This window comes from Butyrivibrio sp. XPD2002 (assembly GCF_000423945.1).
Lineage (GTDB): Bacteria > Bacillota > Clostridia > Lachnospirales > Lachnospiraceae > Butyrivibrio.
The window spans coordinates 60,826-73,419 of the sequence record NZ_AUIY01000012.1 but is presented as its reverse complement, the minus strand read 5'-3'; the positions used below and the strand labels follow the sequence as shown (position 1 = coordinate 73,419).

Genomic DNA, 12,594 nt, shown 5'->3' with positions numbered 1-12,594 from the left:
AAAGCCTCAAAAATGCTATACTAACAGCGTCTATAATAATTGAAAGGAATTGTATAAATTTATGAAAATTCTTATCACCGGAACAAGCCGTGGAATAGGTCTTGCACTTGCAAAAAAATATGTTGATATGGGTCATGAGGTCATAGGTTTTGATATTATGGGCACCGATTATTCTGCGCCTTCCTATACACACATGCTCGTTGACATAACAGGTGAACTTCCTGAAATGAACGATATTGAAGTTTTGGTTAATAATGCAGGAATCCAGGACGGCCCTCTTGTTATAGACACTAATTTGAAAGCCACAATAGCAGTCACTGAAAAATATGCTTTTCAGAACAGCATTCACTCTGTACTTTTTATGGCATCCTCCAGCGCATCCAATGGAGCTGAATTCCCGGAATATGCAGCCAGCAAGGGTGGAGTTGTTACATATATGAAAAACGCCGCACTTCGACTTGCGAAATACGGCGCTACCTGTAACAGCATCTCTGCGGGAGGCGTATACACACCTCTTAATGCTCATATTATCGATGATCCAAACCTCATGGAGCAATGCCTTGACGAAACCCTTCTCCATCGCTGGGCATCAGCCGAAGAAATTGCGGATTTCTCATATTTCCTAACCAATGTGAATCAAAGCATGACTGGTCAGGATCTTTTAATTGATAATGGTGAGCAGCTAAAATCAAACTTTATTTGGTAACTATCATTAGTCACAATTCTGAGTTTCAAAATGCGTCATCTCATAAGGAAGTCTCTTTGAACATACAATAACCAGTACAATCGCGATCAGTTTATCGATATAGTCAGTAACAAGCTGTGTAACAAAGGCTCCTCCAAATAATTTAAGTGCTGTCTGAGCCAAAGCCTGAACTATGAAGGTTGTAAATGCTGCAGAAGTAATTCCACCAAACAGGAAAGTCTCAATGCATGCAGACAGTGCAGATGCCGGAAGTACTACAACAAATGTTTTCCAAAGAGTTGATACAACTGTGCTCTTCTTGTTATGGAATAACCATCCTGCAATCACACCCATAACAACGCCACTGAATGAAAAGTATATAGCATAAACATCACCAAGCACACCATTTATCAGTCCGCCAACCAATGCTGCAGCTCCTCCTGCAACGGGACCTAAAACTATCGCTGCAAGCATAGTTCCTATACTATCAAGAAAAATCGGAAGGCTAAACAGCAGTGAAATCTTACTGCCCACTATGTTAATAGCCACCGCAACAGCAATCATTGTAAGTTTCTTTACATTTGTATTCATTTTTTCATATACTCCTTCATGAATTAAAAATATTTTGAAAACAATTTCCCATATTCCTCTGAGGAAACATTAAGAATTCTTGTTAAAAACAGTTCCCAAAAAGCTTCTACATTAACTTCAGTAAAAATCTTCGCATTACTGCTTTTTTTGTAAAATCCCATGGAATCAACAACAGTCTGTCCCATACTGATTCCGCCTGTTTCAACCTCAGTAAACGCCTGTATCCCCTTTAGAATCTCAGGATTTATAAATTGTGCAACAGCCAGCGGATCATTTATTACGCAGCCACGAATGTGCTCCCATTCCCAATGGAACTTAAAATAGAAATCTGTGATCTTCTCTACAAAATCTCCTACCACCTCATTAGCGTTTTTCATGTCTTCCAATATTTCAGGTGTAAGGACGATTTTTCTTGTCACATCAAGACCTACCATCTCTATCTCTCTATTGTTCTTATAGAGAAAGTCAAAAACATGCTTAGCACTGTCAGGATCTTCCCAGTAATTGTATTCTGCCACCGGAGAACAGTTTCCATGACTTCTAAAATTCCCTCCCATGGAAACTAGCCTCTCTATACTAAGGAAAGCATCCGGGCATTCATCGATAAGCTTGGCAAGATTAGTTAACGGCCCTAATGCTACTACCGATACATCACCTTCCATAAGGACTTCTCTCATGAATTGAACAGCTGATTTTTCAGGAATATCCTGTCCTTCCACATCCGGTAAAAAGCTCTCTCCAAGGCCATCCTCACCGTGAGTATCCAGCGCATTTACATACTCCCTAACTCTTGGCTTAGAAGCCCCTGCATAAACAGGAACATCAAGTCTTCCAAGGAAACTTAGCACTTTCTTCGCATTTTCAAAGCCCATTTCCACCGGTGAATTACCCGCAACTATTGTAATTCCCACAACCTCAACTTCAGGACTGTTCAGAGCAAGCATTATTGCCAGGGAATCATCTATTCCCGGATCACAGTCTATAATTATTTTCTTCATTTTTTCTCCATAAAAAACGCAAAATAAAAGGCCCTGCAAACGCAGAGCCACATAAATAGACATAGTTATTCCATGTAGTCCTGGTTTTGTTTAACGACAGGAAGGTACAAATGAACTGTCGGTTATTGCGAATACGAATTATACAACCATATCGCAAAACATGCAAGGCTAATATCTCAATTTATATTATCCATTTATCTGTTGGAGTAGGTGAGCCATACCCCCAATCTTCATCAGAATTCCTTACTACCAGTGAAAAGCCAAGTTTTTCCACAACATGTGCAGAACCCTTATTGGCAGGCAATGTACTTGCCTGAATTATTTCTATTTTCGGAATTGTAGGAAAAAGCTTCTTTATCAAAAATATCTCTCCTTCACCGATTAGTATTAAGAAGCCCTGCCGTTTCCGACAGGGCTCCTAAAAGTTTTAATGCTTATGAAGTTCTTTTATTCTTCATGACTTCTGCGCTTTTTGCCTGTTGCAAGTAGTGTTGCAACTGCTCCGGCTGCGATAAGAAGAACGATCACTCTTGATGTATCAGTGCCGTCATCTGTTCCTCCGCGTCTAGCGCCAAGGACTGCAGGCTGCTCACCATCTCTCCTTGCTCCAAGAACTGCAGGGCCATCAGCAGGTCGTTTTGCGCCAAGTACATTACCACCATCATTTGAAGGTGTTCCACCATTATCCTGGTTGTTATCATTATTGTTATTTGAGTTTGTATTATTTGTAACCTTAAGAGTTCCATAATTATATGTAATTATATAATTGTTAAAATCTGTCAGGTCATTTGCAGGCTTTGCCTTAAACTTATTCTTGCTCTTTCCTACTTCAGTCTGGCTTCCGGTGAATTTATATTTAACTTCATCACCGATTCCCCATTCAGTATTTTCTTTTGCAGAATGCTTTGTAAGCGGCTTTCCGTCATATTTCTTCTCTGCTGATGCTGATGTAATTTCAATTGGCTTAGGTGTAATAGTAAGCGTTCCAACAATAATTTCAGGATCGTCAAACTGATTAGTTACATCTTTACCGCTTTCATCAACTACCTTAAAGTTTTCATTGACAATATCAAGAACATATTTACCAACAGATCTTGCCTTTACTTCAACTCTAAGTCCGGATACATAGTAGTTCAGATTGTTAATTGTAATTTTCTTGCCACCATCTGCCGCATGAGCATCGATTCCAATAAAGCTTCCCAATAACTTAAGTGCCCTAGCTAAAGGATTAGTCGTAGCAGCTTTTCCTTCAACTGAGTAATCAAAGTCTGATCCTACCCATGTCTTACCACTGTACATCTCTATCTTATCAGGAGTACGAGCGATGACATGAAGCTTATTGCCTTCTGGCAAATCCTTGATCACAAGCTGTCCATCAATAACCTCAAAGGTCACATCGATGTTAGGATCGTCGTAGCTGAACTGATCTACCGCAAGGTTCATAGGATATGTATCAGGATATATTCCCTTTGCCACATCTTCACCTGTAAATACAACTTTCTTCTCATCAAAGAAGTCCTTTGCATCAGGCATTGCAGAACCATCGCTCACTGCACCCTCGTTACTAGCTCCGGATAAAACATTAAGCGTATAACCTGTTACCTGCTTTTCACTTCCATCATAGAATTCTTCACCTCTGTTACCAATAACCTCAACCTTTAACTCAAGAGGATTGATAGTGATATATCCATCATGGACAACAAAAGTAACATTTTTATAACCAGAGTTTGTGCACTTGAAGCTACATTCAAAGGTATCTGCCTCACCAGGGGTTCCATGAAGGTTCATCATGTAACTCTCGATAGCCTTAGTTGTAGCATTACGTTTAACATCTTTTCCTGTAGCCACATCAGTATCTTCTGTAACAAGAGCAATGTCGTCAGCAGTTATCTTAGTGAATGCTTCGCCATCCTTTGTAATGGAATCTACTGTATAGCCCTTTACTGACTGATCTTTACCATTGTAATAAACGCTGTCATTATTACCTGTAATAGTTACAACAATCAGCTCGTCAGAAGGATTAATCTTAAGCCAACCATCTTCAACAACATAGCTTACATTTGTAAATCTGTAATTTGTCCAGGTGAAGCTACAATCAAAGGTATCTGTCTCAGCAGGTGTTCCATGAAGTCCCATCGGATAGTGCTCAGGATATTCTGTATTATCCGGTGTATTTGCTTCTGTACCTTTTGCTACGTCTGTTCCATCAGTTACAAGAGCTACATCATCTGCAGAAGCTCCTACTACATTACTACCATCTGCATACTTAATAGAAACAACTCTGTATCCCTTACCTTCATCGAAGCCTTCCATCGGGAACATGTTTGTATTCTGTTCTTCACCTGTATACATTGTCTCAACCTGTTTACCCTGAATTGTGACAATTATTTCATCTTCAACAGGTGTGATCTTAAGATAGCCATCTTCAACCAGCTCGAACTCTACATCCTCATAATCCGTATTGTTACATACAAAGCTGCATGTGAATGTATCACTCTCACCAGGTGTTCCATGAAGTCCCATCGGATAATGCTCAGGATATTCCGTGTTATTACTATCATTAACCTCTGTTCCATGAGCTTCAGCTTTAGCACCTTCTGCAAGACCAATCTGGTTTTCAGTAATACTGTGCGTATAACCCGTTTCGGCTTCAATAGATACAACCCTGTATCCCTTTGTGAAACCATCTACCTCTATATCGTCAGTAGACTGCTCCAAACCATTATACTGGGTTATTGCCTGCTTACCTTCGATTTTTACCTTTACCTTGATAGGTGTGTAAAGAACCTTTATGACATTATTACTTGCATCGACATCTAAAACAAGTATATTAGCTCCATCAATTTTAGGTTCTTTCCATTCACCTGACTTGTAACCATTTGCAGGTTTCTTGGCATCCAGATCAATGTCGCGCTCTTCAATAGTAGTACCGGCATTACCATCACTTACTACATCACCAAGATGTGTTGCAGTGCTTAAATTCTTACCCTTGTAATACTCAATTGTGTAGGATGTACTCTTACGAACATAGAGAACATCGATAATATTCTTGTAATCATCTTTTTCTACTTTAAGGATATAAGGCACAGGTTCCTGCTGAACACCATCCTCGAAGTAAGTTGCACTTTCACCAAGTGCTTCATCTGTCTTAAATTTATTTAAGACATCCTTATCTGTCAGGGTGATTTCTGTACCAACTTCGATATTTGTAACCGGATCACTGGTACCTACCAGGTTATCACTTGTAACCTTATCCTTGTAGTAGTTGATAATATACTGTGTAGTCTTCTTCTTCCAAACAGCAAACAGTGCCTGATAAGGCATAGCTTCGTCAGCTGCAACCAGTTTTGCTTCGCTTGAAAATCCGGCATCAGCATAGAACTTGTTATCAGCCTCATTGTAATATAGGAAATCAGCAGCTGTAAGATTCTGTGTCCAGTTTGCGCTTCCTTCCATGAAAGCTTTTGCCTCTGCTTCGCTTTCACCCATCTTTACTTTAGCCCATCCAAGGAAGTCATAATCATCCTTACCAACTGCATTTTGGGGTCTTGGCTGAATATTAACTGCCTCATTTATGCCAAGCTTGTTCTTGCCATCTTCAACTACATCTACCTGGAATGCCTCAGTTCCATCATTCTCATACCAGGGAATGTATGTAGGTGTTGCTTCATCGGGTTTTACATACTCTGCACGAAGCTGAATGGTATATTTATATTTCTGTTTGGTTGTAGTTCCTCCATTTCCATCAGGAACCTCTTCTACGCCATCCTCCTCCTTTCTGGCATTAGTTACAAGAATCTGATATGTAGTACCCGGATTGATGGGCGTAATTTTTCCATCTACCGTAACATCCTCATATTCCTTTTTTGTATCATTCCACTTCTGCATTACCCAATATCCAAACTCATATCCCTCAGGAGCCTTGGATGCAGGCATAGCATATGCATCAGCAGCATCTACATATAATTTCCTATCAACCGGAGGAGTAATGCTTTCGCCACCGGAATGACCTTTTCCATCGATGTCAGGATCAATTGAGCTGTATACTACATTGATTCCAGGAGCACCGTCTACAACATGTCTCCACTTTGCGTAAATATCAAGCTTTCTGGTAACCCACCAACGGTTTTCCTGAGCATCCTTGTTAAAAGTAGCACCGTTGCCCCACTTATCCATTTCATCGGTGAATTCTGTTTTATCATATTCTACTGTATTGGAGTCATGGAGTGCATAGGCTGAAGCATTAAATGGCTGTGTGCAGCCAGGATCTCTAAACCATCCAACAAATTCGAATCCAGGTCTGCCTGTTCCTGTAGGAGCACTTATCTTTTGACCATAAGGTACCTTGAAACACATTGCCTGATTATCACTACCCCAGGATAAATCCGGTGAGTCAGCCGCAGTTCCTGCATTAGGATGAAGGAATACACGATATTCAATCCTTCTCCATTTTGCATATACTGTAACTCCACCCATAGGCATTATTGAGGTTTCAGCGTTAAAATTATAAGGATGAGTACATCCCTCATCAGAATACCAGCCTTCAAATAAATATCCCTCCTGTCCATCAGGAAGTGTAGGCTCATAATAATAATCCTTCAATTGAGATTTATATTTTACTTTCTCAACAGTTTTTAAAGGATGACCGCTTCTGTTCTGTACGCTAACATTATCACTATTTACATAGTTACCATCCATGAAGCTGATCGTGTATTCCAAAGGGTTGTAGTAGTAATTTATCTCATAATATACAACAGTTTTGCCATCTTCCTCTACCTGTGTAGAACCTAAAAACTCCTCATGGTCAAGCACATATCCTTCAACAGGCGGGTTGTGCTGAGAATCTTTACCATTCTGCGCTGATTTTGATATTACCAGAGCATCCACATCTTCTTCATACAGACCGGTTATGGAATCCTGCTTAAAAATATGGTACTTCCAGTTATAAACGTTATCCTGATATCTTGCGGTAGCATAGTTACCATCTGCATGGGACAAATCTCCGAGGATCTGCTCATCCATTATTCCGATATCGCCCTTAATTGTATTCTGACCTTTGTCCTTACCGGTATAAGCCTTGGCATATCTCATAAGTATCCAGCTAACGAAACCAGGGCTACTTGAAATACTTGCATATGTAGGCCATGAAATAGGATGACCATAATCAGCACTTATCGTAAAGTAATAATAATCACCATCCTGAGCAGGCTCTGCTCCATCAATCGTAGTCTGTTTATTAAGCTTTTGTGCCCAGTCACCACGGAAATCATCATCTCCATCTATTTTCAGACCGGTTTTGGAACCTTTTAATACATCACCAACTTGTTTGGATACATACAATCTGAAGTTATAATGCATGGGTACAAAAACTATTTTTGCAACACCATCACCCTCAGCAGTAATTTCTCCGTCCTCGGTTTTTGATTCAACATAGGTAAATCCGGTAAACGCATCTGATACTTCACCATTTACTACATGCTGTTTACTACCGATTGTTCTTGTCTTACCAGCTGCTATATCGATATCTGTTCCTAATTTTGCAAGTCTCAGATCATTAAGTGATTCTTCTGTTATAGCAGTATCCTTTATGGACTTTCCAACCTCACCTGTTCCAACAAATGATGTTACGAATTCCTTTTTGCCATTATCCTCTTTATATACCATAATAGTATAAGGAGCAGTAGCATCAGCTTCCCATTTAGCATAAACTGTTACGTTATCAGTCAGAGTATGTCTAAATTCAAATGGAGTATCTTTCAGGATTACCCTCTCCAGAGTCTGTCCATCTGACTCGTATTCTTCTATTCTCTCAGCCTCAAACCATCCCTTAAAAGTGTAGCCCTTTCTCTGCATTACGATGCCAAGGTCACTTTCAGGATCCTTTGTTAGTGTTTTTGATTCATCAGCATCATATTCATAGATAAACTGAGGTGCAACATACGTAGCACCTTTTCCGTTCTGCTCAAAAACAAGCCAGTTACCGGCTCTGGCATTTACGGAGAAGGTTACATCACCTTTTATAACCAGTTCAGTTTCATTAGCAAGGGCAGTATCCTTATCATAAACGTAAGGTGCACCATTCATGGTAACAATGTTGTCCTGGCCAGCAATGACAAACCATCCCTGAAAATCATGATGGTTATCTTCAGGAGTGTAGCCCATATTAACAGTATATTCCTGTTCAAGGTCAGCTCCTGTAGCATTTTCTGTTATATTAACAAAATGCTCACCAAGAGATACTCCATGAGTATCAACATAGTTCACCCTGTACTGTTTTAAGAACATTGCATAGAAAGTAACAGGTTCTGCATCCGCTTCATCTGCATCCTTAGCAGGTGGAAGTATTCCCTCAACATACTCTCTTACTTCGTCAATAGAGTATGAAACTGAATCGCTCTTATATTCCTTATCAAGTGTCCATCCTCTAAAGGTTACATCATCGTTAATTGTTCCTATACCGGGATCATACAGAACCGTCTTGTAAGTGTTATCATTCTCAGTGTCTGTCTGCTTAACCAGCATTTCTGCTATCTTATTTGTGCCGTTATAGAACTGAACACGGAGACGTTTCTCTTTATCTGTACCCGCAACAATATAAATAGAGAATTCATTAGAATTAAACTCTGCGCTCTCTACATCACCATCTGCATTTTCTTTTAAAGTAGCATCAATTGTGTCTACTTCGCCTTCATGATCATGGAGTACTTTAACGTCCTCCGCATCGATAGCTTCATCAAGTACAAGACTTACATGAACATATCTGTCATCAGCAGGCTGAATTTCCTTCCCTTCATAATTAAAGGTAATATCAACACCCTTAGCTGCCTTTACATCTTCGCCCAGCTTGCCCTGTGCAGTAGCGATAGCCTGATCATCTGAAATGCCTGTAATGGATACTTCTGTATCCTTAGGGAATACACCCTCTTCAGCACTTATAGACACGATCAAACCACCTGCGTGTACATCAGTTACTGAAAGCGCAGGCATATCATCAGCAATATTCTCAGCAGCTTTAAAGTTAGCTGTGAATGTTGCATCTGCTTCGATATTTGCAGGAACGAAAGTAGCCTCAGATGATACTTCGTTTCCTTCAGCATCTGTCCAGTTTACGAACTCATACTTATCGCTTCTTGCTGTAGCTGTAGCACCCTCAAATGCTGCACCTTCAACGTTGAGATCGATGGTTTCAGAATCTCTTGAAACCTTACCGCCCTTAGTAGCTGTATAAGTAACAGTTACGTTTCTAACCTCTGCAGGAGTTTCAACTGTTTCTGCAGGTGTCTCTGCAGGAACTTCTTCGGGAGTCTCCTGTGCCGGAGCTTCTTCTGCCGGAGCTGCTTCCTCAGCGGGAGCATCTGCATTTTCTTCAGCGGGAGCATCTGCATTTTCTTCAGCGGGAGCTGCTTCTTCTGCAGGAGTTTCCTCTGTAGTCTCCTCCTGAACCACTTCCTGAGGCTCCTCTGCAGGAGCTTCTGGTTCAACATATTCTTCCGGCGCAGTTTCTTCTACAGCCGGTTCCTCAGAAACATCTTCTGTCTCTGCGGGCTTCTCATCACCAATGTCCTCGGTGAAGAGTGAGCTATAATCATTATCTTCTGTGGAATTAACTTGCTTCTCTGAATCGATGATTGCTTCTTCTGAGGTAGCACGAACTGAGATACTGTTGTAATCTGACCCACAGGTCGTTACAAGTACCACAAGTGCCAGAAGCATAGCAAGTTTTCTTGCGATGTTCATGCGCATATATGATTTTCCCCCTTCATGAAATATAAATAGTAACTACAAGTTTATACCTTACATTATACAAAAGAAGACATTGTGTTAATCTACGGAATTTGAACAAATCCCTTCATATTTCGTACTTGACAAACTTTTTGTTTTATGCTTTTTATATGTGATTGTCTGATGGCCGTTCAAACATTTATTACATATAAAAAGGACCATGGATTTCTCCACAGTCCTCAGTATCATCAAAAGCTTTTCCAATATGTTATTATCCCATCTCGGCCAGCTTCATTTTCTGCTTGGCAACATACATTCTTGCATCTGCCCGTTTGAAAACAGACTCAACATTCGAATCAGTTTCGGGATCGTACTTCACCATTCCCTTTGCGATGTTGATCTTTTCCCACTCATTCTCTGTTTCGAGATTATGCCGTTCAGCTTCTACATCGAAATCTCTTAGAAGCTTATAACAATTGTCGTAGTCATCACCCTGAAGGATTACTACAAATTCATCTCCACCGATTCTGAATACCGGACTCCCCTTAAATATTCTACAGGTGAGGCGGCATGCATTTTGAAGATATATATTGCCGCGCTCATGTCCGTATGTATCATTGATCTTTTTAAGATTGTTGGCATCGAATACTACTATGCCGTATTCCTTCTCGCCTTCCTGCATATCAAGCTTTGACGCAGCATCATCATAAGCCGTCTTATTCTTCACTCCCGTGAGAGAATCATGATATGCCAGTGAATTTAGATCATCAATGTGGTGTTTGAGATGATGTACCATCTTTTCCATTGCATGGGTCAGATCTCCGACCTCATCCTTGGTTTCCTTAGGAAAAGTGACTTCCAACTTACCGTCATTGATCTCTCTTGCAACATGAGCAAGTCTCTTTAGCGGATCCGTAATTCTTCGACTTACCAGTATAGTAAGGAAGAAGAACATAAGAAGTACTATAATAGTAGAAACTATGATTCTTTTCATGAGCCTGTTACTCATGTACATAATCTCGCTGGTAGGTGCTGTTATGACAAGTCTCATGTCATTAGACAAGGTTTTGTAGGCCAGCATCTTATGAAGTCCGCTGAGAGTATAGGACAAAGGCTCTACACCATTACTTTCACTCTCGAATGATAAAATACCGGTCATATCCATCTCATCCATGGTAACTCCGGCATCAAAATTCGGATTATAAAATACAGCACCCTCTTCGTTAGCAAGGCAGGCGTATCCTGTATCATAGCATTTTATTGCTTCCACGCGGTTCTCCATATCGCGAAAGTCTATATCCATTCCTGCGATACCAAAAAGCACACCATTTTCATATAAAGGAACAATGTAGGATATAAGTTTCTTATCTACAAGCGCATTGTAATAAGGATCCATCCAGGTCGGCTCTCCATTATGAACAGGCACATACCACCAGCCCACATGCTCCATATCATCAGACTCATAGGCACTGATGTCTGCCGGCTGTTCATAATAAAAGTCAGCTTCAAGGTCATCTCTTCTATAGAAAAGGCCACTGTCTCCCGGCATTATCTCCGGATTATAACGAACATAATATGAAACTGTTCCCGGAACATTCTCTGCTATATTTGCAAAAAGATTGGTAAGCTGCACCGTATAGCTATCTCTGTATGCATCATCATTTGCAAGCTTCTCAACAGAAAAAAGACGCTCGACCGCATAGTCAGCAAGAATATTAACAGCCTCCTCCGTATCAAGAAGGCTTCTGTCAATCGCATTAGCTTCTGTCTGGCAGGTTAGATTAAGTATCTGTGCAGAATAAAAATCGCCCGCCTGACTAAGCGTGAATATTGATGTCCCTCCAACAATACCAGCAACAATGAGAATGGCTATTGTCGTTAGCAAGGTTATTTTTTCCTGAATAGATTTCATTTTTCCCTCATTTTGTTGCTATCCATCATGAATATAACAAAAACAGCAAGCATAATAAATACTAAAACACTGTAAAGGATAAGTTCTACTGAAGTATCATTCTTTTTTATTTTATCAGATTTTGCCGTTTTTTCATCATCAATTTGTACTGTTTTTCCAACATTGGATTCATCTTTTTCTTCGATGACTACTTGTTCGACTATCTCTTTGCCGTCTTTACCTCGCTTAGCGCCCAAAACCTCTTCCTTCTCACTAATTTTAAGTGTGCCCGGTCTGAGCTCAACATTAACAAACTTCTCTGTCACGTTTAATCCACTGGGATCAAAAATGGCATAGTCAGTCACAATATTATTATTCTCGGAATTATCCTCCGGATAAGTCACGCTTCCTTCCGCAACAGCTTTATAGGTAAAGCCCTCTGGCAATCCCTGTGCTGTCACATCGATCTGTTCAGTTAGCGGAGTGCCATCAAATATCTTCTCAGCACTCGGCGCTGTAAAAATCACCCTGTTGCGGTATGTCAATTGTGCCTCTGTTTTCATACCGCAGCAAGGGGACAGAACAATCACAAGCATGGCAAAAAAAGTGCACAGGCATGTGATTACTCTGTAGCCCAAACTGTATAGTTTCATATCTCCCCATCACCTTCCGTCCAAAAATAATAATTTACGGACTTCCGAACATAA

7 protein-coding genes are annotated in these 12,594 nt (G+C 40.4%); 1 reads left to right on the top strand and 6 read right to left on the bottom strand.

All coding sequences use genetic code 11. The features are described 5' to 3' along the window. Window positions 1-61: 61 nt before the first annotated feature. Window positions 62-706 (top strand): SDR family NAD(P)-dependent oxidoreductase, encoded by a 645-nt coding sequence (locus G587_RS0107395; RefSeq protein WP_026491727.1) that lies wholly within the window; start codon window positions 62-64, stop codon window positions 704-706. 6 nt (window positions 707-712) lie between these two features. Here G587_RS0107395 and G587_RS0107390 read toward each other — a convergent pair whose 3' ends face one another. The 6 genes from G587_RS0107390 to G587_RS0107365 form a co-directional block, all read right to left on the bottom strand. After that, window positions 713-1,276: an ECF transporter S component gene (locus tag G587_RS0107390; RefSeq protein ID WP_026491726.1), complete on the bottom strand. Its 564-nt coding sequence runs from the start codon at window positions 1,274-1,276 to the stop codon at window positions 713-715. A gap of 23 nt (window positions 1,277-1,299) precedes the next feature. After that, on the bottom strand, window positions 1,300-2,274 hold the full coding sequence (locus tag G587_RS0107385) for a nucleoside hydrolase (RefSeq protein ID WP_026491725.1): 975 nt from the start codon (window positions 2,272-2,274) through the stop codon (window positions 1,300-1,302). A gap of 181 nt (window positions 2,275-2,455) precedes the next feature. Beyond that, window positions 2,456-2,635 (bottom strand): hypothetical protein, encoded by a 180-nt coding sequence (locus G587_RS0107380; protein ID WP_026491724.1) that lies wholly within the window; start codon window positions 2,633-2,635, stop codon window positions 2,456-2,458. A gap of 86 nt (window positions 2,636-2,721) precedes the next feature. Continuing rightward, the gene (locus G587_RS0107375; protein WP_026491723.1) at window positions 2,722-10,017 is read right to left on the bottom strand and encodes an InlB B-repeat-containing protein; all 7,296 of its coding nucleotides are present in this window, start codon (window positions 10,015-10,017) and stop codon (window positions 2,722-2,724) included. Window positions 10,018-10,267: 250 nt separating this feature from the next. Continuing rightward, entirely contained in the window at window positions 10,268-11,908 is a 1,641-nt protein-coding gene (locus tag G587_RS0107370; RefSeq protein ID WP_026491722.1) for a diguanylate cyclase, read from the bottom strand. Then, window positions 11,905-12,450 carry a hypothetical protein gene (locus G587_RS0107365; protein WP_196812532.1) on the bottom strand — a complete coding sequence of 182 codons (546 nt, stop codon included), beginning with the start codon at window positions 12,448-12,450 and terminating at the stop codon, window positions 11,905-11,907. The genes G587_RS0107370 and G587_RS0107365 overlap by 4 nt, the downstream gene beginning before the upstream one ends. Window positions 12,451-12,594 lie beyond the last annotated feature (144 nt).

Coding starts and splice junctions, on each gene's coding strand:
- G587_RS0107395 (WP_026491727.1), top strand. CDS start 62: ATGAAAATTCTTATCACCGGAACAAGCCGTGGAATAGGTCTTGCACTT.
- G587_RS0107390 (WP_026491726.1), bottom strand. CDS start 1,276: ATGAATACAAATGTAAAGAAACTTACAATGATTGCTGTTGCGGTGGCT.
- G587_RS0107385 (WP_026491725.1), bottom strand. CDS start 2,274: ATGAAGAAAATAATTATAGACTGTGATCCGGGAATAGATGATTCCCTG.
- G587_RS0107375 (WP_026491723.1), bottom strand. CDS start 10,017: ATGCGCATGAACATCGCAAGAAAACTTGCTATGCTTCTGGCACTTGTG.
- G587_RS0107370 (WP_026491722.1), bottom strand. CDS start 11,908: ATGAAATCTATTCAGGAAAAAATAACCTTGCTAACGACAATAGCCATT.
- G587_RS0107365 (WP_196812532.1), bottom strand. CDS start 12,450: ATGAAAACAGAGGCACAATTGACATACCGCAACAGGGTGATTTTTACA.